Source organism: Thalassotalea insulae (assembly GCF_030161395.1).
In the GTDB taxonomy this organism is placed as follows: Bacteria; Pseudomonadota; Gammaproteobacteria; order Enterobacterales; family Alteromonadaceae; genus Thalassotalea_E; species Thalassotalea_E insulae.
This window is the reverse complement of sequence record NZ_BSST01000001.1, coordinates 3,338,522-3,362,365: the sequence shown is the minus strand read 5'-3', so window position 1 is coordinate 3,362,365 and position 23,844 is coordinate 3,338,522. Positions and strand designations below refer to the sequence as shown.

Below are 23,844 nucleotides of genomic sequence, written 5' to 3'. Positions count from 1 at the left end.
CTATTTGCTATGCCGTTTACAGACAGCCATTGCCATATAGACTTTACTGAATTCCAAGATGATTTAACGCGAATTCTGGCTGACTGTTACCAAAAAAACATCCTCACGATTATCGCACCAGCAGTTGCGCCAAAGTACTGGCAACGATTATTAGATCTCTGCGCAATGCCAAGCCAATGCAAATTATACCCATGTTTAGGCATTCACCCTTGGTATTTAACCGGATTAAACGAACAGGATTTATTGCGTTTAGCTGAACATGCCATTGAGCATCTAGAAAATATCGTTGCAATAGGAGAAATAGGTCTCGATGGCGTCATTGCTAAACAGCAGGATAACTTAAAGCAGCAGCTAGATTTTTTTGAATTTCAGCTCTATCTCGCTAATCAGGTACAAAAACCTGTCATCATCCATCATAGACGCTCGCATAATGAGTTAATCGAACAATTAAAGAAAGTACCCGTTGAGCACGGTGGTGTTATTCATGGCTTTTCCGGAAGCTTTCAACAGGCAAGCAATTATATCGATATGGGATTCAAATTAGGCATAGGTGGTACTATCACATACCCCAGAGCAGAAAAAACCATTAAAGCGGTTGCTCGATTACCATTAAGCGCACTAGTACTGGAAACTGATGCACCGGCAATGCCTATCGCTGGCGAACAAGGAAAGTATAATAGCCCTCTTCGTTTACCGAATATTTTTCACGCCCTATGCCAGATAAGAACAGAGTCACCAGAGCTAATTGAGCACACCATTGAAGAAAATGTTAAGCAATTATTTTTTCCGATGTAAAGACTCATGCCTTAAACGAAACCCTTGACGACTAAAACGATTCAAGCCCCGAGTTAGTAAAAACCCTACCACACCGGCTAAAATCATCATTAACCTTAACAGATCATAATGCTCATCCGCCGCTTGCGCGATTGAGTGAGTTAAGACCTTATTTTCGACTGTTAACCTTAAATAGCCTAATAACTTGCCATCGACTCTTAACTCACTGACAAACGGTGTAAAGAGTTCACTTTTATCTTGCTTATACAGTGCTAAACCATAAAGCTCTTTTACACTAGCTTGATGCTCAGTGGCGATTAACAGTTGTCCGGTAGTATCGTAAAGACTGATATCTTTAATCCAGTGTTGCTGCGCCATTTCATCAAAATACGGCTGTATTTGTTCACGATTATTATTCCACAGAAATTTAACGCCTGAAGTTAATTGAGCAAGGTTTTGCTCGCTGACATAACGAAAATGCTGCTTAAGCGCTCGTTTATTTTCACCATAGCTATAGACCCATAAATTCATTAAAACAATAATAATGAAAATGGCTATAGCTAATTGCATTATTTTATTATAAATCGATGAAAATTTAGGGTATAAAGGCAACTCTGTTTGTGTCATAAAGCGCAAATAAAATAAACGAGATACTGACACTATAGTGGTTTCTCAATTCATTTTAAATAAACGCGTGAATAATTGCTTTAAAAATAAGGTTTTTCTGTGTCAACTGCCGTTAACAACTTCCCATTAACTCCCCTATTAGAGTTCACATTAGCGCAAGTAATTGCGCCACAGCAACCATTAGATAGTTTTCCCTTGCTGTGTCAGTTAACACCAAGTCAATTAACCCTTAGCAGCCAATGCCTATTAGCCTGTAGTACGTTAGAAAAGCACAGCGACGAATTAGTAACACCAACACGAGATTCAGCAATAGAGCTCGTCGTATTTAGCGATATTAGCATCAAACAGCTAATAGAAATTATCAGCCAGTGCCAGCTGACGATCTTAGCAATCAATGCCATTAATCATAGAAATGCACAAATCAGTTATCGCTTTAACGTGCAATGCCAGAATTTAACAACAGCAAGAGCGCAGCTTGCCACCTTAGCACTTAACAATCAATTTGAGGCTGCATTATTAAAAGATGCACCAGAGCTCAGTTCGCCCGGTGTTTTAGTCATGGATATGGACTCCACCACCATCGCAATAGAATGTATCGATGAAATTGCCGCATTAGCCGGAGTGGGTCAACAAGTAGCAGAAGTGACCGAACTAGCGATGCAGGGAAAACTGGATTTCGCCCAAAGTTTACATCAACGGGTAGCAACCTTAGCAGGTGCACCAGAATCGATACTAGCAACAGTTGCAGAGAATATTCCGTTAATGCCAGGGCTAACTGAATTAGTTAACACATTAAAAACCCATCAATGGAAAGTCGCCATTGCTTCGGGAGGCTTTACCTACTTTGCCGATCACCTGAAAAGTCTTTTAGCATTAGATGCCGCTTATGCCAATGTCTTAGAAATTACTAATGAAAAATTAACCGGTAAAGTTTTAGGACAAGTGGTTGATGCTAAAATAAAAGCCCAGTGCTTAACCCATTTACAGCAAGAATATCAATTACCTAGCAAGCAAACGGTAGCAATGGGGGATGGTGCGAATGACTTAACTATGATGTCAGCTGCCCACTTAGGCGTTGCTTTTCACGCTAAACCTATCGTTTTAAAACAGGCTGACACTAGCATTAATCATCAAGGACTGGATTGCTTGTTGCACTGGCTTGCTTAATTTATTGACCAGCCCGACAAGCTATCCCGCTAAACGGCGGCATTTGTCGCCTGTTTCATCATCTGGTAACGAAACATCGCCTCTTCGGTAATATCACAGATCTGGACGACACCAGCAACACTCCAGATCTCCTGCTCTAACTGCTTACCACGATGTATGGCATAAGAGCCTATATAGCTTAACTCAGGGTTTAAATACGCCATATCCGGCTCATCAGTGCGTGATACTATCACTTGTAAACAAAAGAACACCCCGCGCTTAAGGGCATTACGGATAAACATACTCTTTAATTTATCAGTCTTTAACTCGGAATCGAGCTTAGTTGTCACCGCCTGATCAATAATTTCATTATGCGGGTTAATGGCAATATACAGAATATCTTTAATCGGCGCATTACCTGGTTTCATCCGTTTTAAGGTTGAATGCATTAAACTGGTTGCCTGTAAATTGCTAAGTAAGGGATACAAATTATAATGCTGTTTCCGGTCGCTTAACTGCTTACAGTAGGTGAGAATTTTAGCGCTATCATCATTAGTCGTGATCGCTTCAACCTTATAACGGCTGCCACTAGTTTGGATGATCAAACTTGGTGTTTTTAAGGTACGACTATAAATATTTCTCAATGCTTTTGCCAATCCAGGGCTTAACATTGCATACTCATCCGGCGTTAATTTTTCTCGATTTTTTTGGATCAACGCTTTAAAAAACGAGCGACCAATATGCTGGTGTCTTTCAACGTAAACACGTAGATTTAATACCGTTTTACTCTTATTAAGTCGCATCACTTCATACGGCAGGCCTTTTAAATTAAATGACGAAGTGATCTTTTGCAGCTGAGGGAAAGAGACGTCAATAATATCGCCTTTTTTCAACACGACGGACTTTTCAACTTCCAGCTTTAAACCAGAGGTAGAAAAATCATGAGAAACACCAGTCCAGCTAACGCCATTAGCAGAGACAACAACTGGCGTTTTATATTTAAACCTTGGCTCCTGACGCTGATTGTTAAAATTAATACCAACATCATCAATGACAAGTGGCTCAGTTAATCGTTTATGACCAAAACTTTTGAGTTTACAGGTATTGATGTTTTCATATGACAAGCTTTGATAAAAAGCGTGAATATCTTTACTCTCAACACTTTGTGCAACGACGATCGCCGTTAAAGGCGATAATGTTGTCTTGACATCATTAGAAACTGGGGTAATTAAATATTCATCTTTTTTTGCTAACGAATCAGCTAAAGTTAAAGGGGAATCCGACAGCTCAGCATCAAACGGCAGGTAAGATAGCAATGTAATCGCAAAACTTTTCTTTGACGCCGCAAAACCTAAAAATTGTGACATAAAGCTGCTATCTTGTTCGAGCTGCTGTGTATCGGCAGTATAAAAAAACGATTTACCATTACTGGAGTGAACAAAACTAAATACCAGTAAACTATTACTTTTAGCGGCTGCTTTTTTTAACCGTTGTAATCGTTCCGGCGTGATCAGATTATGTATGGTCGATTTACGCGCTTCATCTTGCCAGTATTGAAAAATGCTTTGATTATTATGACAAGTCAAGGCGTAACGCGGGGTTACTTTACCACCAACGTCCTGTAAAAAGATTGGCAGCTCATTAGACTTAGGCAAAACAAATTGTTCAAAGCTGCGAGATTGTAACGCTTTAATTGAATTATCAAGATTAATTTTATAGCGGCGTTTATTACCTTGAATAAAACCTTTAAGAAAATGACGAAAACCATCGCGTTCTTCTGCACCAACATAAACACGACGAGCGCCAACTAATAACCCACCTTCAATTGGTTGAATATTACGCACTTCATAATCAAAAGTATCTTCTTTACCGAACTGGAATTCACCAGTCAAACCAACAAAACGAATGCTAACTAGCTGTCTGACCTTAATATTTTCTACGGCACTAAGACGAAACTTACAACCATTGACGCTGATGTCAGAACTGGTTGCTTCGGCAAGATGTTTTTCATTGAACAGCACCTGAATAGCGATGGCGAAATTCATGCGCTCTTCGCAGCGATTAAAGTAAGGACCAAAATGAAAGAGTTGCGCCGGATATTGCGTTTTCTCAAACACCTTAGCTGTTGGCGGCACCACATCGGGTGTCGCTAAATTAGTTTTTTCCCGCTGATAAATGACCCGAAAATTATTTTCCGTGTTCATCACCGCTTCATATACACCAAAAGTATAACCTTGATACTCAGCAAGCTTATCCTCAAACACCTTGATCGCAATATCATCTAAATAATGGACGCGATTATCATGTTCATACCCCCGACATTCACCATCGACATGACCACGTAAATCAATCAAACGTGTACAAGGCGCCGCTAACCGCTTAAGTTCCATTTTTAGCAAAAAACGTTCAGTTTTAGATAATTGCTTGGTCGCTAAGGCATAGCGATTTTCAAAATCACTAGAGAATACTTGTCCCTTGAATTCATCTATAATGCTTTGATATTTTGAAAAGTCTTTAATCATTTAAGCTTCTAAGTATTTACAATAGCTAACGCTGTCGAGTGGCGAAAAAATCATTATAATGGTATCGCTTTCAAATGTACTATAGCTAATTATGATAGTTTTGAATAGCTTAAGCAATTAACATACCTCTACAAGGAAAAACATGGCAAAGAGTAAAGTCGCCTATGTCTGTACTGACTGCGGAGCCGAGTATTCACGCTGGCTGGGACAGTGTAACGAATGTAAAGCCTGGAATACTATTTCTGAATTTAGACAAGCGAAAGCTCCCACTAGAAAAGACAATTTTAGTGGCTTTGCCGGCATGGTGGAAGCGAAAGTTCAAACTCTTGACACTATAGACCTCGCTGACTTGCCACGATTCTCTTCTGGTTTCGCAGAATTCGATCGGGTGCTAGGTGGTGGAATTGTTCCCGGTAGTGCGATATTAATTGGTGGTGAACCCGGAGCAGGTAAAAGTACCTTATTGCTACAAACCATGTGCGCATTATCAGCGCAAATGCCCACCTTGTACATCACCGGCGAAGAATCGCTACAACAAGTCGCCATGCGGGCAAAACGTCTTGGCTTAACCGCTGAAAATTTAAAGTTGTTATCCGAAACTAGCGTGGAAAACATCTGTCATATTGCCGAAAAAGAACAACCGAAAATAATGGTAATAGACTCAGTGCAAGTAATGCATATGGCAGATATTCAGTCAGCTCCCGGCAGCGTCTCACAAGTCAGGGAAACCGCCGCCTATTTAACCCGTTTTGCCAAACAAAACCATGTCGCTATGATCTTGGTAGGACATGTCACTAAAGACGGTTCGCTCGCCGGTCCTAAGGTACTGGAACACTGCATTGACTGCTCTATCATGTTAGAAGGCAGTACTGATTCACGTTATCGCACCTTACGAGGCAATAAAAATCGCTTTGGTGCCGTTAATGAATTAGGGGTTTTTGCTATGACCGGCACCGGCTTAAAAGAAGTAAAAAACCCATCGGCAATTTTCCTAACCCGCAGTGATGAACAAACTCCTGGCAGTGTCGTGATGGTGTTATGGGAAGGCACCAGACCTTTGCTGGTTGAAATACAGGCTTTAGTCGATCACAGTGCCCTTGGTAACCCACGTCGGGTCGCCGTTGGTGCGGAGCAGAACCGCTTAGCGATGCTCTTAGCTATTTTACACCGTCATGGTGGCTTGCAAATGAACGATCAGGATGTCTTCGTCAACGTTGTCGGTGGCGTCAAGGTAGCTGAAACCAGTGTCGATTTAGCCTTAGTATTGGCGCTGGTATCAAGCTTTAGAGACAATGCCTTGCCGCAAGATCTAGTCGTTTTTGGTGAGGTAGGCTTATCGGGTGAAATCCGCCCAGTTCCCAGCGGCCAAGAACGCATTAATGAAGCTGCTAAGCATGGTTTTAAACGAGCAATAGTGCCTTATAATAATATGCCTAAAGACCAGATAGCAGGCATGGAAGTGATCGGCGTGAAAAAACTCAGTGACGCGCTAGAGCAAATTTAAGCTCCATAATTTACTTACTAAAACAGCATAATAACGGCGCATAATGCGCCGTTTTTCTTCAGAAAAAATCGTCCTTATTTATAGCAATTACTCAGGTTCATAATCCAAATTAGCGGATAACCAACGCTCTGCCTGCTCAATGGTCATGCCTTTGCGCGCCGCATAATCAAGTACTTGATCTTTTGCCACCTTAGCAACAGCAAAATATTTACTGTCTGGATGAGCAAAATACCAGCCGCTAACCGCGGCTCCTGGCCACATCGCAAAGCTAGAAGTAAGCTCCATACCTATGTTTTCATTGACATTGAGTAGCTGCCACAACAAACCTTTTTCAGTATGTTCAGGGCAAGCCGGATAACCAGGTGCAGGACGTATTCCCTGATACTGCTCTCTAATCAAGGCATCATTATCAAAATCTTCGTCAGGTGCATAACCCCAATATTCGGTACGAATTTTTTTATGTAGATATTCAGCTGCCGCTTCTGCTAACCGATCGGCAACCGCTTTGACCAAAATACTGTTATAGGTATCATGCTCAGCATCATACGCTTTGACCATTTCATCACAACCAAAACCTGAGGAAACCGCAAAAGCGCCAATATAGTCATCAATACCTGAGGCCTGATCCGCAACATAGTCCGCTAAACAACGATTATATTGTCCGGCGGGTTTCTTACTTTGCTGACGAAGCTGATGTAAGCGCATTAATGGTGTTTCTCGGCTGTCATCAGCAAACACCACGAGATCATCCTGTTCACGATACGCAGGAAATAAACCGACCACCGCTTTTGCCGTTAATTTATTATTAGCAATAATATCGTCAATCATTGCATTCGCATCATTAAACAATTTAGTTGCTTCTTCACCAACAACTTCATGCTTTAATATCAATGGATATTTACCCGATAGCTGCCAGGTCATAAAAAATGGCGTCCAGTCGATATAATTTCTGATCTCCGACAAATCAAGCTGATCCAGCACTGTCACTCCCAACTTATTCGGTTTGGTCGGGGTATAATGTTCAAAACTCAATGGCGTCGCATTGGCTCTCGCCTGCTCAATTGTCACTAAGCTCGAACGCGGCCCTTTTTTATAATGACGCTCTCTCACCTTTTGATATTCTTTATCCTGACGTGCAATAAAATCGCTTCGTAACTCATCAGATAATAAGTTACTGACGACAGAAACCGAGCGTGAAGCATTCGGCACATAAACCACAGGGTGTGGATATTGCTGCTCAATTTTTACCGCAGTATGTGCTTTAGACGTAGTAGCGCCACCAATTAACAGCGGTAATTCAAACTGTTGGCGTTTCATTTCTTTCGCAACGTGCACCATTTCATCCAGCGACGGAGTGATCAGTCCAGATAAACCGATAACGTCCACATTTTTCTCGCGAGCAACGCGCAAAATTTCTTCACAAGAAACCATGACACCTAAGTCGATAATATCAAAGTTATTACATTGCAACACCACGCCGACAATGTTCTTGCCAATATCATGGACATCGCCTTTCACGGTAGCTAATAAGACTTTGCCATTTGATTTAGCTTCGGTTTTCTCGGCTTCTATATAGGGATTTAAATGTGCCACGGCCTGCTTCATCACTCGCGCTGATTTCACAACCTGAGGGAGAAACATTTCACCAGCGCCAAAGAGATCGCCAACGACATTCATGCCATCCATTAGCGGACCTTCAATCACATCTAAAGGGCGCGTAGCGGCTAAGCGAGCCTGCTCTGTATCTTCAACAATAAATTCATTAATGCCTTTAACTAACGCATGTTCTAAACGTTTATTAACTGGAAGCTCTCGCCATGCAAGATCGGCTTTATTATCTTTTGTTGCTCCCTGGCCCCGATACTGTTCAGCAACATCCAGTAAACGCTCTGTTGCTCCATCGTCAGAGTTTTGAATAACATCTTCAACTGCCAGACGCAGATCTTTTGGGATCTCAGAATAGATCGCCAACTGACCCGCATTAACAATTCCCATATCCATACCGTTTTTAATGGCATGGTATAAAAACACAGCATGGATCGCTTCACGCACAGGATTGTTGCCACGAAATGAAAATGAGACATTAGAAACCCCACCGGAAATCATGGCATAGGGCAAGTTTTGTTTAATATCCGCTACAGCTTCAATAAAATCCATCGCATAATTATTATGCTCATCAATGCCGGTTGCCACAGCAAAGATATTTGGATCAAAGATAATATCCTCCGGCGGAAAACCGATTTCATCGACTAAAATATGGTAGGCGCGCTGACAAATTTCATATTTACGTTTGCGGGTATCAGCCTGGCCTGTTTCATCAAATGCCATCACGATCACAGCTGCGCCGTAACGTCTTAATAACTTGGCCTGTTCACGGAAATTACCTTCACCTTCTTTCAGTGAAATGGAATTAACAACCCCTTTACCCTGAATACATTTTAGCCCTTCTTCAAGTATTTCCCACTTCGAAGAATCAAGCATGATTGGTACTTTAGCAATATCAGGTTCACCGGCGATCAAATTCAAAAAGCGCACCATTGCCGCTTTAGAGTCCAGCATGCCTTCATCCATATTGATATCGATAATTTGTGCGCCGTTTTCAACTTGCTGCAATGCAACAGCTATTGCCTGATCATAATTCTCTTCGGTAATTAGGCGCTTAAATATCGCAGAGCCAGTGACATTAGTACGTTCACCAACATTCACAAACAAGGTATCTTTATCTATTGTTAATGCTTCTAAACCAGATAATCGACAGGCGATTGCTCGTGGTTTAACTTCCCGAGGCGTAACACCAGCCACAACTTGCGCCATGCCTTTAATATGCTCAGGTGTGGTACCACAACAACCACCAATAATATTTAAAAAGCCAGATTGCGCCCACTCCGCCACATGCTGGTTCATTTCTTCGGCATCAAGATCATATTCACCGAACGCATTTGGCAAACCGGCATTAGGGTGAGCAGAAACAGCAACGTCTGAAATCCGGCTCAATTCTTCTACATACTGCCTTAATTCCAATGGCCCTAATGCGCAGTTTAGGCCAAAAGAAACCGGCTTGGCATGACGTAATGAGTTATAAAAAGCTTCTGTTGTCTGACCGGATAAGGTACGGCCGGAAGCATCGGTAATAGTACCGGAAATCATAATTGGCAGTTGATAACCAATGTCTTCAAATACCGTTTGCACAGCAAAAATAGCGGCTTTTGCATTTAATGTATCAAAGATGGTTTCAATTAATATAATATCACAACCACCTTCTATTAAGGCTTTGCTTGACTCAATATAGGCATCTTTAAGCTGATCAAAAGTAACATTGCGGTATGCCGGATCATTGACATCCGGTGAAATAGAGCAGGTTCGATTAGTTGGCCCAAGTACTCCGGCAACAAAACGTGGTTTATCCGGCTGCTTGGCACTAAATTCGTCCGCCACCTGACGAGCAAGCTGAGCCGCCGCTAAATTAATTTCACGACTATGTTGTTCCATATCATAGTCAGCCATTGCAATAGTCGTAGCATTGAAAGTATTGGTTTCAATAATATCGGCACCTGCAGCCAGATACTCGGCGTGAATGGCTTTAATAACTTCAGGCTGAGTCAACACCAGCATATCATTATTACCTTTGACATCGAGATGCCAATCAGCAAAACGCTGACCGCGGTAATCCTGCTCTTCAAATTTATAGGCCTGGATCATAGTACCCATAGCACCATCTAGGATTAAAATCCGCTGTTGTAACTGCTGTTCGAGCAAAATATAGGGCGCTGACTTTTTCATACTACTTCTCTTTTAAATGCAACTGATAGCCAGTTACTAAACTATTTCTCTACTGCCGGATGTAACGCTTTAATATGATCAGCATCCAGTTGATAAGGCGTGATCTGATAAACGTAATAATTGAGCCAATTGGTAAATAATAGACTACCGTGAGCCCTCCATGTGCTATATGGCGGATTCGCAGGATCATTATCAAGATAATAATTTTCCGGTAACTGCGCGTCGCTCCCTTGTTTTAAGTCTCTGTGATACTCATCATCTAAGGTTGTGGCATCATATTCCGGGTGACCGGTTAAATACACTTGCTGCTTATTTTTACTGGCGGCAAGGTATACGCCAGCTTGCTCTGATTCGGCTATAATTTTCAGATGTTCAATCGACTGATAATCCGCCTTATCAATAAAGCCATAGCGAGAATGAGGAACATAAAATACGTTTTCAAATCCCCTGGTAAGCTCTTCTTTTGCATCTACAGGTTGATGCGAATAAACCCCGGATAATTTTTGCTGACGCAAATGACGATTCAAACCATAATGATAATATAACGCGGCATGGGCTGCCCAACATGAAAACATAGTAGACGTGACGTTCTGCTCAGCCCAGTCAAATACTTCGCATATTTTATCCCAGAAACTTACCTTTTCATAAGCCATACGAGCTAATGGTGCACCGGTAATAATTAAACCGTCATATTGCTTATGTTTGATATCATCGAATAAACAATAAAAATTGTCTAAATGCTCTTTCGGAGTATTTTTTGATTCATTGCTATGAATACAAACAAATTCAATATTTATCTGTAATGGAGTATTAGACAACATACGACAGATTTGCACTTCAGTTTCTATTTTATTCGGCATTAAATTTAAAATTGCCACTTCCATCGGACGAATATCTTGATTAGCTGCTCTGTGTTCAGACATCACAAAAATATTTTCTTTATCAAGTACTTGAAGTGCAGGCAATTGATCTGGAATTTTTATTGGCATATTAACTACCTAGTCGTCGTTGCGCTATACCCTATGAATAACCATAGACGTAAATCATTATAGCGACTAATGTGCCTTGGATTTCTAGATATGTCAACATCTAAACGTATAGACGTCTATAATAAATTAATCTGTCATATATAGGCGTCACATTTGTGTAAAACGTCATTTAAAACGAGAATACCGTTAAGCGCGAGAATGACACAGTGTAAAAGCTACAAGCCAATTTTGAACTGAACATTTTGTAAAACACGAAAACTAGTAGGTAATATTTTTCAATCTTATCTGGTAATCTACTGATTGCTAATCGCTTTAATGAAGAAAAGTATTATCAAAAGCTAACATTATTTACGGTAAAAGTGCAAAAAGTCAGGATTAGATCCACGCTTTCATTATGTTTTTAATTCGATATTTCCTATCATGAGCTTAAAATATTCTCGGAGATTCGCTCATGAACACTATCATTTCAAACTGGCAAATTGTCTCGGTAATGGACGGAGAGAAATTGATTGGTAAAGTTCTTTGAGGATGTCAGATGCAATTGATGGAACTCAATCAAAGCTAACAATCACATATGTGCCCACTTTGACAGGCGTTGTAATGTATTGCAGCTCCTAAAACTCCAACAACCTTATTTCGAGCTTCAAGTACTCAAATACGGCTCTATTTTAAAAAATCCTGCATAGACCCGCGCCACCACAATCACTAATGCATATTTTTTCACTGATCTTATAAGCACTTCTGCAGAGCTAGAAAATAAGACTCCTAATTGGGACTAACCTCTATTAAAGATAGGCGTCTTATTTATTTTCTCGTCATTGATTATTAATTAAGCTCGGTTTTTAATTGAGTACCAGACCTATTAGTCCCTATTACTCCAGACTTCTTCGACACCATTTCACGGATCGCTTCAACAACAAGCTCCGGCTGTTCCAGCTGAATGAAGTGACCACTATCAGGCGCTAATACATGAGTACTGTTGCTAGATAAGGTCAGTAAGTCTTTTTGTAACCTTAGCCATAAGTCTAACAATTCTTTTTTTAGATCATCATCAAAACCAGTGTTGTCTACGCGTGCAGGAGATATCGCGGTAATAACCGTTAGTGGAAAATCACCTAAGACACGCATATCGCTCACTTCCGCCATCATTTGCTCTGCGTTTGTCATCTCGTCAACATATCCCGTGAGGCTTTTATGAAGCATTGTTGTCACTACCTGATTAATGTTATCGCCTTTTTTGGTGTTTGGTTGTAAGTTATCGGCTAACATAAATCGCGCTAATCCAAGATGAACGGCTGCTTTTATAAGCTGTGGTGGCGGTGGCGACGACATTAACTCTTTCTTCAGCCTTGCTGACATATGTTCTTCCATATCTGGATGTGAACCGTCAACCAGAATCATACCGCCAACATCCTCGATATGATTTAGTGCGTATGGGCGAAGGATAACACCAGCCAATGAATGACCAACTAAGATATAGGGTTTTTCCAGCCCTAAATTGGTTAATAGCTCGTTAAGCTCTGCAGCAATTGCCGATGCTGTTTTAGGGTTTTCACCTCGCTCACTCCACAAAAGCCCAGCTCGATCATAGGATATAGTAGTAGCAAATTTAGCCACTTCTTCTTGAACCTTAAACCAAGGAAGGTGACCACTATAGCCTAGTCCTGACTCAAAAATTACCGTTGGCCCACCACTCCCTTTTTTCACTATATGTAGCTTATGGCCACCAACATCAATCAATTCCCCAGGTTGTTGATGCACTCGCTCTGCTGAACTTCTTGAAAGTTGTTCGTAGCTAAATCCCAGCAGCAGTAAAAAAGAGAATAAAAATCCAATTCCCAATCCTATTTTTTTCAACCATTTTGTCATCAAATACACTCCGTTTATTGTCATTCAAATAATTCTTTCTTGTTATATAATTTCACTAATGCACACAAATATGTCAGACCTCAGATCAGCAAACTTTGTGAGGATGAAGTAAAATAAAAACTAAGAGGCGTCTAGTAAATTAGAAGCGGTTCCGTCAGTTATTGAAATACCACGAACATTGACACTTACATCTTTGAAGCCAAACAAAAACGCAAAGATAAAAATTACTATCTGTTTAATCATAAAAATTCCATTATTTTTTAATTACTGTTTGAAAGTAAGTAATGTGGCTAAGAGCTTAGAAAAAGTAATGAAATTGTTGGGAAAAAAGATGAAGAAAAGGTGAATATCAGAAAACTAACTTAAACAGGCGTTAGCCATTTTTATATTTAATTATCAGTGTGATAAGCTCGTTAAGCATTTTTCAATATAACAACAAACTTTTATGAAGCAATTTGGCGAGTTCGTCCTCGACACTAAACAAACAAGATTATTACGCCAAGATCAGGAAGTAGCGATAGAGCCTAAACTTTTTGAATTGCTATCCCTTTTTGTTGAGCAACCCAATAGCATTATTTCTCGGCAAGATATCCTAGATGCATTGTGGCCTGGCTCACTTGTTACCGATAATGCCATCAACAAAATGATTGCTAATCTACGTAAAGTACTAGGTGACGGTGCAAAGAACCCGCGTTATATCCAAACAGTGCCTAAAAGAGGCTATCGATTGATATCTGAGGTGCTCCCGATTGCTCCCTATTCTGTGACAGATATTACTAAACAGATATCGAGTGAAACCAGAAAAGACTACGGTAACCCCAAAATATTATCAAGTGAGTATAACCGCAAAGTCATATTCATTTTTTTATCAATACTATTATGTGTTTTATTATGGCAATTCTTTCACGATAAAGATCACGAAAGTAGTACACATTACTATACTAAAGCGTTAACTCGTTCACATGGCGCAGAACAATCAGCGCGTATGCATCCTGATAGGAAGCACTTATATTACCTTAAAAAAGACGCTAAACATGCGCGTTTTCAACTATGGCTGAAAAATATCCATACTGAGCAAACTGAACAAATAGATATAGGTAGTGTTAGCATGAGCCAAATCATTGCATTGGATACTCAAGAGGATGGTAAAACAACAAACTTGTTCTATCTTGATAAAAAACAAAGCAGTTGTGGTGTATATCGAGCCACACTTTCATCGGTAAATCAGATAAAACACACCGTAGAGAAGTTATTTGACTGTAGCAACAAGCGAATTAAAGATATTGATTACCACGCCGAGCAACAAGTAATTTACTATGCAGCACAGCCGAAAAACCTGTGGCCAAATCAAATATATGCTTTTGAGCTCAAAAGCCAAAAGCATAGTCTAGCTACCCAAACAGAGCCTGCTGGCTGGGGCCATCACAGTATTGATATTTCTCCCGATGGAGAAAAACTGTTAATAATGAGCACAAATAGCGATTACAAAACCCAGCTACTGGTGTTGGATTTACTGACTAATGAAATTACCGAAGGAGTCAAGTTTAACCGTCCGGTTTATGAGGCTATATGGCATCATGATTCTAAAAAAATTTACTATTATGCTTCGCCACCTGCGCATCAAATTATAAAAAGTGATTTAGACGGTGACAATGCAACGACTGTGGTCAATGTATCTGAGTACTTGGCACCACGCATGACGTTATTTCCTGACGGTCAAAATTTGTTGTTTAGTACCAAACAAGAAAACTTTAGTAATCGTTGGTTAGTGCCTCCAGAACAAGTAGAAAAAATTGATAATTCAACGGTTAATGATAGTAACCCTGCATTATTTCATCATAGTCCACAGTACTTATTTGTTTCAGAGCGCAGTGGCCGCAGGCAGTTATATTTAGCGCATTATGACAATAACCAAGCCAAGATAGTCACTAATTTTGCTCTCCCTTATTGGTTAGGGTATATCGCGGTGTCTACCGATGATCAAAGTGTTTTACTCAATGTAGAAAATAAAATTTATCATTTGCCAATAAGTGAATTGAGTATCGTCAACCCGCTAACATTACTAAAACAAGAGCATCTAATCTATTCGAGTGAAAGTCCTATAATTTCTCTCGATTGGCTGTCAAAAAGCAAAGCAGCCATAACGACTGTGGTAGACGGTAGTCCGGAATTAGTAGTTGTCAGCTTGAATAATAAGAAAATTCAACCAATTAATGGCCAATGGGCATATGGACTGACAGATAGTAAACAGCCTGATGGTATCTATTTAATTGAACAGCAAACTAATGCCCTATATCGTGCTAAATTAGCAGAATTAACAAGCTATTCAGCCGTTAATCAGAATCAAGCTATTCCTCTACACCTAAACCTGGCAGATGGTTTTTATCATGTAAAAATAGACTCAAATACGCTGTATTATGGCAGCGATGAAAACGGCAATACCTACTTAAATGTAGTGCCATTAAACGATACTAAAAAGAGTAAAAAATATCTTTTAGATGAACTTTCTAGCTATGATGTCAATAACGGTCAAATAATGGTAAGTGACATAGAAAGTCTGGAAGGCGATGTACATCGTACTATCCACTAGATATTCGATATTGGAAACATAGTTAGCTTACTCATATTATCCGGAAAATCGTGATGACTTCTCTCACCTAGCAGATACACTTTAAAGTTTCCAAAACAAAGTACTTTTACTTTCGTAACTAAACAAGTAACAGTAAAAAAGCCATCATATTGATGGCTTTTTAACGTTAAATTTAGCTTAAGCTTATTCTGCGACAGGCTCTTCCTGCTCTTGAACATCTTTATTTCGATTTAAAAACATATCTCGTAATTTAGTATCTAACTCTTTAGACATTTCTGGATGTTCTTTAAGGTAATCTACCGCTTTCGCTTTACCTTGACCAATTCTGTCACCATTATAGCTATACCAGGCACCTGCTTTTTCTACCAATTTATTTTGTACACCAAGGTCGATTAACTCACCCAAGCTATTGATCCCTTCACCGTATAGAATTTGAAATTCAACTTGTTTAAACGGTGGCGCAACTTTATTTTTTACCACTTTAACTCGAGTTTCATTACCAACAATCTCATCGCCCTGCTTAACCGCACCAATACGGCGGATATCTAAACGAACAGAGGCATAAAACTTCAAGGCATTACCACCAGTAGTGGTTTCCGGATTACCAAACATCACACCAATTTTCATGCGAATTTGGTTAATAAAAATCAGCATGGTATTAGACTGCTTTAAGTTACCGGTTAGTTTACGCATTGCCTGTGAGAGCATACGTGCTTGAAGCCCCATATGAGAATCCCCCATATCACCTTCAATTTCAGCTTTTGGCGTTAATGCGGCAACAGAGTCAACCACGATGACATCAACAGCACCGGAGCGGGTTAACATGTCACAAATTTCTAATGCTTGCTCACCAGTATCTGGCTGTGACACTAGCAGTTCATTAATGTTTACCCCGAGCTTTTCAGCATAAATAGGGTCAAGCGCATGCTCGGCATCAACAAAAGCACAGACTTTACCATTACGCTGCGCTTCAGCAATCACTTCTAATGTCAGCGTTGTTTTACCACTTGATTCAGGACCATAGATTTCAACTACGCGTCCCATAGGTAAACCACCGGCGCCTAGGGCAATATCAAGTCCAAGAGAGCCTGTAGAAATGGTTTCTACGTCCATGCTGCGGTTTTCACCTAGCTTCATTATTGAACCTTTACCAAACTGACGTTCAATTTGGCCTAACGCAGCAGAGAGTGCTTTTTCTTTGTTCTCGTCCATTTCTTGCTCCACAGATAAATAGATATAATCATTCAATACGGCAAAGTATACTGTATGACCGTACAGTATCAAGAGTTTTTTTAGAAAATCTAATTCTGATTTTTTAATAACTTGTTTTTAAAGGAGTTAAATTTAAAAGCTAACGATTTACTTCACCCATTAGTAAAAAATTTACAGAGATACAGTATTCACTTAGGCCAATAAAATAAGAAAATAGCAAAAATAGGCGATGATCGCGAGAACGCTTATGGCATAATATCCGCTATCACTTTTAGATTAGCTTAAGCCAAAAAGAATAATTTTTAATGACAAATTCCACTGCTGATTTATCTTCGCACACCCCGATGATGCGTCAATACCTAACCATTAAAGCCGAATTTCCTCAAATATTATTATTTTACCGCATGGGAGATTTTTACGAGTTGTTTTTTGACGATGCGAAAAAAGCTTCCGATTTATTAGATATTTCCTTAACGGCCCGTGGTAAAACCGGTGGTAACGCAATCCCAATGGCTGGCGTGCCCTATCATGCGGTTGAAACTTATCTTGCCAAGCTGGTGGCGTTAGGTGAATCCGTCGCTATTTGTGAACAAATTGGCGACCCAGCAACCAGTAAAGGACCCGTTGAAAGAAAAGTAGTCCGTATTGTTACCCCTGGTACCGTCAGTGATGAAGCGTTATTAGCCGATCGGCAAGATAATCTGTTGGTATGTATATTTGAAGAAAAAACTCAGTTCGGCCTGTCATATTTAGATATGACCAGTGGTCGCTATGTTATTTGCCAGCCGCAATCTATAGAGCAACTACAAGCAGAATTACAACGTTTATCACCCGCTGAGCTTTTGTACCCAGAATCGTTTTCACAGTTTAGCGTTATTGAGCGCTATAAAGGCTTACGCCGACGTCCAGACTGGGAATTCGATTTAGCAACTGCCACTAACCTGCTGAATCAGCAATTTGGTACCAAAGAACTCAGTGGTTTTGGCGTCGATGATTATCCATTAGGTTTATGCGCCGCTGGTTGTCTTTTACAATATGTGAAAGATACACAACGCAGTGCACTGCCTCATATCCGCGCTATTGTGGCAGAATCAGCACAGCAAGGCGTAATACTTGATGCCGCCACCAGGCGCAATCTCGAGTTGACACAAAATTTACAAGGTGGATTAGAAAACACCCTAGCAGCGGTATTAGATAAATCTTCGACTCCTATGGGGTCAAGGTTATTAAAGCGTTGGTTACACTTCCCGCTACAAGACCTCAATCAATTACAATTTAGACAAAACGCCATTAGTGAGCTGTTAACAAGCGAATTACATTTTGCGTTGCAACCTCAGCTTAAAACTATTGGTGATACAGAACGTATCGTCGCACGAATTGCATTACGTTCAGCAAGACCAAGAGACTTTGCCCGTTTACGTAATGCGTTAGGTCAACTACCAAATTTAATTACCAGTGTGTCAGGAGAACAACATCCGCAATTAGCAAAGCTAGCTCAGCGATTACAACCTATGCCAGAGCTCTATCAGCTACTTAATAACGCTATTGTTGATAATCCACCAGTATTGATCCGAGATGGTGGTGTCATTGCTCCGGGTTATCATCAGGAACTCGATACCTTGAGAGACCTTAGCCAAGGAGCAAGCGAATTTTTGGCGCAACTGGAAGAGCGAGAAAAACAAAGAACTGGCATTCAAACGTTAAAAGTAGGCTATAACAAGGTCCACGGCTTTTATATTGAAATCAGCCGAGCCAGCTCTGGCGAAGTACCTGATGATTATATTCGCCGGCAAACACTAAAAAACAATGAGCGCTTTATCACTAATGAACTAAAACAGCATGAAGAAAAAGTGTTAAGTGCACAAAGCCGTTTTCTCGCATTGGAAAAGCGTCTTTATGAAGAGCTATTTGAGCTGATTTTACCCGATATCGAACAGTTACAGCAGCTATCTCAAGCTCTTGCCGAGCTAGACGTACTGACTACCTTTGCCGAACGGGCCGAAACACTCAATTATGTAAAACCGGAATTAGTGAAAACGCCGGGCATACATATTGAAGCAGGTCGTCACCCTGTAGTTGAGCAGATGACCGACGAGGCATTTATCGCCAATCCAGTTTTGCTTAATGAACAACGTAAAATGTTAATCATTACTGGTCCTAATATGGGGGGAAAATCCACCTATATGCGGCAAACGGCTTTAATTGTGCTATTAGCTCATATTGGCTGCTATGTACCCGCCGATGGAGCAAAAATAGGATTAGTCGATCGAATTTTCACTCGTATTGGCGCATCCGACGATTTAGCCAGCGGACGTTCAACCTTTATGGTTGAAATGACAGAAACTGCCAACATTTTACACAATGCAACTAACAGAAGTTTAGTACTATTAGATGAAATCGGCCGTGGCACCAGTACCTATGACGGGCTTTCGCTTGCCTGGGCTTGCGCTGAAATGTTGGCGGTGAAAACTAAGGCATTTACCCTGTTTGCAAGCCATTACTTTGAATTAACCTTGTTGGCCGAGCAAATAGACAGCCTAGCAAATGTTCATCTCGATGCGATGGAACACGGCGATGATATCATTTTCATGCATGCTGTACAGGAAGGAGCAGCAAGTAAAAGTTTTGGGTTACAGGTTGCGCAATTAGCTGGTGTACCTAAAGCAGTGATCCAGCGCGCTAAGCAACGATTAACTGAACTGGAAAACCAACAAGCCCCGTCGGTTATTGAAAACAGTCAACAGGTCTTTGAGCAACTTTCTCTGGTAGATTCCGAACATCCAGTAGTCAGCCAACTAAAAGCGCTGGACGCCAATGAACTCAACCCGAAACAAGCACTGGATTTATTGTTTCAATTAAAAAATCAGCTTTAACAGTGAATACTAATTAGCTTCAATTCAGCAAAAAACCAGCCGATTGGCTGGTTTTTTATGGTTAAGCTAAACGGAATATTAAGCTTGGAATAATGCTTCTATCGATAGATCCTGAGCACTTAAAATATCGCGTAAGCGTTTTAATGCTTCTACTTGAATTTGACGAACTCGCTCGCGAGTTAAACCAATTTCGACACCAACATCTTCTAATGTGGCTGCTTCATAGCCTAACAGACCGAAACGACGTGCTAACACTTCTCGCTGTTTAGAGTTAAGTTCATTCAGCCAGTGGACGATATTATCTTTAATATCATCATTTTGTAAATTTCCTTCAGGACCACGGGCTTTTTCATCGGGAATAACATCAAGTAAAACTTTATCAGACTCACCACCAAAAGGGGTGTCGACCGAGGCTATACGTTCATTAAGACGTAGCATTTTACTGACATCTTTAACTGGCACATCCAGTTCTTGGGCAATATCTTCGGCAGTAGGTTCATGATCTAGTTTTTGCACCAGCTCACGTGCAGTACGGAGATAAATATTAAGTTCTTTGACCACATGAATAGGTAAACGAATGGTACGGGTTTGATTCATGATGGCACGTTCTATTGTTTGACGTATCCACCAAGTCGCATAAGTAGAGAATCTAAAACCACGCTCAGGATCAAACTTTTCTACCGCTCGGATCAAGCCCAAATTACCTTCTTCGATCAGGTCTAATAAAGGTAAACCGCGGTTATTATATCGACGTGCAATTTTAACGACTAAACGTAAGTTGCTTTCAATCATACGTTTACGGGAAGGTTCATCGCCCTTAAGGGCCAGACGAGAAAAATAAACTTCTTCTTCTGCGGTTAATAGTGGAGAAAAACCAATCTCACCCAGATACAACTGAGTTGCATCTAAATTACTCGGTGCTTCATCCTGAACTTTGCTTAGAACTTCCTGTTCCTTACTATTAGATTCAATATTTTTTAATTCTTTTTCTATGCCCATGCCATTTCTCCCGTCACTAGCAAAGCTGAAATTACTGACTAAATATTCACATTAACTCCAATATTATTTCTCTATTATTATCTTCTCGGTAGGTATTTTAATGGATTTACAGATTTACCACGAAAGCGAACTTCAAAATGAAGCATGACTCTTTCCGCGTCAGTATCACCCATTTTTGCAATAACGTCTCCGGCTTTTACAACCTGCTGTTCCTTGACCAAAATGCGATCGTTATGAGCATAGGCACTTAAGTAATCATCGTTGTGTTTAACAATGATCAACTGACCGTATCCTCGTAACACATCACCAGCGTAAACTACCCTGCCATCAGCAGCTGCTTGTACCGAATCATTACGGTTACCCGCGATGTCAATTCCTTTATTACCTTGTTTTCTATTGGAAAACTTAGCTAAAAGCTTTCCTTTTGCCGGCCAGACCCAACGTCTGATTTTTTGTGAAAATGACCGGTTAGTACTCGAAGGCTTTTTGCTTATTTTTTGCCCTCTTACACTTTCACCATACTCCTGCTTTTTATTCGATGCAATAGCTTTTTTGACAACTTTTTGTTGCTTAACTGGTAAGCTTTCACTAGAGGGTTTATTTTTACTAGCCTTGGAAGAATTTTTCGCTAAAAAAATTTTTTGACCGGGAAATATTTGATATGGTGCAGAAATTTTATTCAATCGAGCCAGGGTATTAACGTCTAACCCCGCTCGCCATGAGATCGAATATAGTGTTTCACCTTTTTTAACTATATATTCACTTCCCCTGATACTGCTTTTCACTCGTTTACTTAATGGTACTTGTCCCTGAACATCGACCACAGGCGCTGGTGTCTGCCTTGATGAACAGCCAATAACTAGCAATAACACAAATGCAAAACTATATCTGAATAACACTCTTTACCTTAACTTTCTCTTACTCTGTGAGCAAACCTTCTCGATCTGCTTATTTTTGCAACATAAGATAAACGATAACAATTAGCACTACAATTAGCCAACCTATTACGTCAATCCACTTACGTAACCCTTGCTCCATTTTTTCACCACCCCAGTAAATAATGCCGGCAACTAAAAAGAAACGCATCCCTCTTCCTATTGCAGAGGCAAGCAAATAAGGTAAAAACGCCATTTGTAAAAAACCAGCACTTACGGTAAAAATTTTATAAGGTATAGGGGAAAAACCAGCAATAAATACGACCCACACTCCCCACTGATTAAACCAGGAAACCGCTTGATCAAATGTCTGCTGCTTGCCCCATTCTGTGATCAATGGCTGGATCCAGGGTTCAAACATATAGTAACCTAAGGCGTAACCAGCAATACCACCGATCACCGAAGCACAAGTCGTTAAGGTCGCGTAATGCCAAGCACGCTCGGGCTTAGCAAGTACCATAGGCGCGAGCAGCACATCAGGAGGAATAGGGAAAAACACTGATTCTGCAAAGGTTAATAAGGCGAGTACTTTCGGTGCTAATTTATGCTCTGACCATTTGAGCGTCCATTGATAAAGAGCAGAAAACAATTTCACTGAACAGCTCCTGGTACTAAAGGTACAAAGCGCACAGCTTCTACTTGTTGCTCGCTAAAATCATCGCCATGACGGGTGATCACTTTTAAAATTTGAGTGTCTTCACCTACCGGGATCACTAAACGTCCGCCATCGGCCAGTTGAGCCAATAATGCCTGTGGCACTTCTGATGGCGCAGCGGTGACAATTATCGCCTGAAACGGCGCTTTTGACTGCCAGCCTTTCCAGCCATCACCATGTTTCATCGAAATGTTGTGTAAATCCATTGATTGCAATTTTCGCTTCGCCTGAAACTGTAAGGATTTGATACGCTCAACCGAATACACTTTAGCCGTTAACTGTGCGAGAATCGACGTTTGATAACCTGAGCCTGTGCCTATTTCTAAAATGCTGTCCGGCATACCATCTTTTAGCAAGAGCTCTGACATTTTCGCTACGATATAGGGCTGCGAAATCGTTTGCCCCTGACCAATCGGCAGAGCGGTATTGTCATAAGCCTTATGAGCTAAAATTTCCGGAACAAAAATATGCCGTGGGCTGCGAGCAATAGCTTGTAAAACTCTCGGGTTAGTAATGCCCTCTTGTTGAAGCTTTTGTGCCAGTAATTCTCCACTTCGGCCTGATTTTCCGCCAATACGACTTCCTACTCTGACATTCATTTCATCTTTCTCATAACTTAAAATCACATATCCATTCTTGCATATTGGCCATACTCTTATAGGCCGTCATATCAACAGTTAACGGGGTAATCGACGCATAACCTTCACTAATCGCGTGAAAATCTGTGCCTTCCCCGGCATCTAACTCCGCCCCTAATGAACCATACCAATAGATATCTCTGTGCCAAGGATCTTTAGATGACTTCATCGTTTCCGCTTTATGGCGGTGACCAAGCCGGGTTACCTTAACACCTTTTAATTCACTTAACGGTACATTAGGGACATTAATATTAATAATTTGATCGGCGGGTAGTGGGTGTTGTTGCAAACGTTTAATAAACTTAGCGGCAACTTTAGCCGCCGTTATATAATGAGTTTCATCTTTACCAACTAAAGAGACCGCAACGGCAGGCATCCCCATATGACGCCCTTCAGTTGCTGCCGCAACCGTGCCTGAATACAAGGTATCATCTCCAAGATTAGCACCGTGATTAATGCCTGCGACCACAAGATCAGGCAAAGGCTTCATCAACTGACTGATACCAAGGTGCACGGAATCAGTTGGCGTGCCGTTAACCGAAATAAAACCATTATCCAAAGCCTGTGCCCTGAGCGGATTTAACAGCGTTAATGAATTGCTGGCACCGCTACAATTTCGATCCGGAGCAACCACCGTCACTTCAGCAAACTTTGCCAGTTCCTGGTATAACACTTTAATGCCTAATGCATGCACACCGTCATCATTACTTAATAAAATTCTCATGCTAGTT

At 40.7% G+C, this 23,844-nt stretch carries 16 protein-coding genes; 5 read left to right on the top strand and 11 right to left on the bottom strand.

Translation table 11 applies throughout. The annotated features are described in order from the left end of the window. The first annotated feature begins 9 nt into the window (after window positions 1-9). Entirely contained in the window at window positions 10-795 is a 786-nt protein-coding gene (locus QQK06_RS15195) for a TatD family hydrolase (RefSeq protein ID WP_284245610.1), read from the top strand. Here the strand turns inward: QQK06_RS15195 and QQK06_RS15190 are convergent. Next, the gene (locus QQK06_RS15190; RefSeq protein WP_284245609.1) at window positions 778-1,401 is read right to left on the bottom strand and encodes an AhpA/YtjB family protein; all 624 of its coding nucleotides are present in this window, start codon (window positions 1,399-1,401) and stop codon (window positions 778-780) included. The two genes, QQK06_RS15195 and QQK06_RS15190, sit on opposite strands and share 18 nt — an antisense overlap. Before the next feature lie 99 nt (window positions 1,402-1,500). Between QQK06_RS15190 and serB the strand changes: the two genes are divergently transcribed. Then, entirely contained in the window at window positions 1,501-2,568 is a 1,068-nt protein-coding gene (gene serB / locus QQK06_RS15185; RefSeq protein WP_284245608.1) for a phosphoserine phosphatase SerB, read from the top strand. A 29-nt stretch (window positions 2,569-2,597) separates the two neighbouring features. Here the strand turns inward: serB and QQK06_RS15180 are convergent, their stop codons facing one another. After that, window positions 2,598-5,069 (bottom strand): PilZ domain-containing protein, encoded by a 2,472-nt coding sequence (locus QQK06_RS15180; RefSeq protein ID WP_284245607.1) that lies wholly within the window; start codon window positions 5,067-5,069, stop codon window positions 2,598-2,600. A 142-nt stretch (window positions 5,070-5,211) separates the two neighbouring features. On the opposite strand from QQK06_RS15180, the gene radA reads away from it, so the two are divergent. After that, window positions 5,212-6,573, top strand: coding sequence for a DNA repair protein RadA (gene radA, locus QQK06_RS15175; RefSeq protein WP_284245606.1), 1,362 nt, complete (start codon window positions 5,212-5,214; stop codon window positions 6,571-6,573). Window positions 6,574-6,660: 87 nt separating this feature from the next. Here radA and metH read toward each other — a convergent pair whose 3' ends face one another. The 3 genes from metH to QQK06_RS15160 form a co-directional block, all read right to left on the bottom strand. Beyond that, complete coding sequence (metH, locus tag QQK06_RS15170) at window positions 6,661-10,353, bottom strand: methionine synthase (protein ID WP_284245605.1); 3,693 nt, start codon at window positions 10,351-10,353, stop codon at window positions 6,661-6,663. 41 nt (window positions 10,354-10,394) lie between these two features. Beyond that, window positions 10,395-11,342, bottom strand: coding sequence for a homoserine O-succinyltransferase (locus tag QQK06_RS15165; protein WP_284245604.1), 948 nt, complete (start codon window positions 11,340-11,342; stop codon window positions 10,395-10,397). An 825-nt stretch (window positions 11,343-12,167) separates the two neighbouring features. Then, entirely contained in the window at window positions 12,168-13,211 is a 1,044-nt protein-coding gene (locus QQK06_RS15160; RefSeq protein WP_284245603.1) for an alpha/beta fold hydrolase, read from the bottom strand. A gap of 445 nt (window positions 13,212-13,656) precedes the next feature. On the opposite strand from QQK06_RS15160, the gene QQK06_RS15155 reads away from it, so the two are divergent. Next, window positions 13,657-15,801, top strand: a complete 2,145-nt coding sequence (locus QQK06_RS15155) for a winged helix-turn-helix domain-containing protein (RefSeq protein WP_284245602.1) — start codon at window positions 13,657-13,659, stop codon at window positions 15,799-15,801. A 183-nt stretch (window positions 15,802-15,984) separates the two neighbouring features. On the opposite strand, the gene recA is transcribed toward QQK06_RS15155, so the two are convergent. Then, window positions 15,985-17,013: a recombinase RecA gene (gene recA, locus QQK06_RS15150; RefSeq protein WP_284245601.1), complete on the bottom strand. Its 1,029-nt coding sequence runs from the start codon at window positions 17,011-17,013 to the stop codon at window positions 15,985-15,987. 305 nt (window positions 17,014-17,318) lie between these two features. On the opposite strand from recA, the gene mutS reads away from it, so the two are divergent. Next, window positions 17,319-19,886 (top strand): DNA mismatch repair protein MutS, encoded by a 2,568-nt coding sequence (gene mutS, locus QQK06_RS15145; RefSeq protein WP_284245600.1) that lies wholly within the window; start codon window positions 17,319-17,321, stop codon window positions 19,884-19,886. Window positions 19,887-19,964: 78 nt separating this feature from the next. Here mutS and rpoS read toward each other — a convergent pair whose 3' ends face one another. From rpoS to surE, 5 genes are all read right to left on the bottom strand, one after another. After that, window positions 19,965-20,885, bottom strand: a complete 921-nt coding sequence (rpoS, locus tag QQK06_RS15140; protein WP_284245599.1) for an RNA polymerase sigma factor RpoS — start codon at window positions 20,883-20,885, stop codon at window positions 19,965-19,967. A 77-nt stretch (window positions 20,886-20,962) separates the two neighbouring features. Continuing rightward, complete coding sequence (locus QQK06_RS15135) at window positions 20,963-21,670, bottom strand: peptidoglycan DD-metalloendopeptidase family protein (protein WP_284245598.1); 708 nt, start codon at window positions 21,668-21,670, stop codon at window positions 20,963-20,965. 163 nt (window positions 21,671-21,833) lie between these two features. Continuing rightward, entirely contained in the window at window positions 21,834-22,415 is a 582-nt protein-coding gene (locus tag QQK06_RS15130; protein ID WP_284245597.1) for a YqaA family protein, read from the bottom strand. After that, window positions 22,412-23,074: a protein-L-isoaspartate(D-aspartate) O-methyltransferase gene (locus QQK06_RS15125; protein WP_284245596.1), complete on the bottom strand. Its 663-nt coding sequence runs from the start codon at window positions 23,072-23,074 to the stop codon at window positions 22,412-22,414. Before QQK06_RS15125 ends, QQK06_RS15130 begins: the two co-directional genes overlap by 4 nt. 10 nt (window positions 23,075-23,084) lie before the next feature. Beyond that, window positions 23,085-23,837, bottom strand: coding sequence for a 5'/3'-nucleotidase SurE (surE, locus tag QQK06_RS15120; protein ID WP_284245594.1), 753 nt, complete (start codon window positions 23,835-23,837; stop codon window positions 23,085-23,087). Window positions 23,838-23,844: the final 7 nt, after the last annotated feature.

Excerpts from the sequence above, each read along its gene's own strand:
- QQK06_RS15165 (WP_284245604.1), bottom strand. The coding sequence starts at position 11,342 with ATGCCAATAAAAATTCCAGATCAATTGCCTGCACTTCAAGTACTTGAT.
- QQK06_RS15155 (WP_284245602.1), top strand. The coding sequence starts at position 13,657 with ATGAAGCAATTTGGCGAGTTCGTCCTCGACACTAAACAAACAAGATTA.
- QQK06_RS15180 (WP_284245607.1), bottom strand. The coding sequence starts at position 5,069 with ATGATTAAAGACTTTTCAAAATATCAAAGCATTATAGATGAATTCAAG.
- rpoS (WP_284245599.1), bottom strand. The coding sequence starts at position 20,885 with ATGGGCATAGAAAAAGAATTAAAAAATATTGAATCTAATAGTAAGGAA.
- recA (WP_284245601.1), bottom strand. The coding sequence starts at position 17,013 with ATGGACGAGAACAAAGAAAAAGCACTCTCTGCTGCGTTAGGCCAAATT.
- metH (WP_284245605.1), bottom strand. The coding sequence starts at position 10,353 with ATGAAAAAGTCAGCGCCCTATATTTTGCTCGAACAGCAGTTACAACAG.
- radA (WP_284245606.1), top strand. The coding sequence starts at position 5,212 with ATGGCAAAGAGTAAAGTCGCCTATGTCTGTACTGACTGCGGAGCCGAG.
- QQK06_RS15190 (WP_284245609.1), bottom strand. The coding sequence starts at position 1,401 with ATGACACAAACAGAGTTGCCTTTATACCCTAAATTTTCATCGATTTAT.
- QQK06_RS15125 (WP_284245596.1), bottom strand. The coding sequence starts at position 23,074 with ATGAATGTCAGAGTAGGAAGTCGTATTGGCGGAAAATCAGGCCGAAGT.
- surE (WP_284245594.1), bottom strand. The coding sequence starts at position 23,837 with ATGAGAATTTTATTAAGTAATGATGACGGTGTGCATGCATTAGGCATT.
- QQK06_RS15160 (WP_284245603.1), bottom strand. The coding sequence starts at position 13,211 with ATGACAAAATGGTTGAAAAAAATAGGATTGGGAATTGGATTTTTATTC.
- QQK06_RS15195 (WP_284245610.1), top strand. The coding sequence starts at position 10 with ATGCCGTTTACAGACAGCCATTGCCATATAGACTTTACTGAATTCCAA.
- mutS (WP_284245600.1), top strand. The coding sequence starts at position 17,319 with ATGACAAATTCCACTGCTGATTTATCTTCGCACACCCCGATGATGCGT.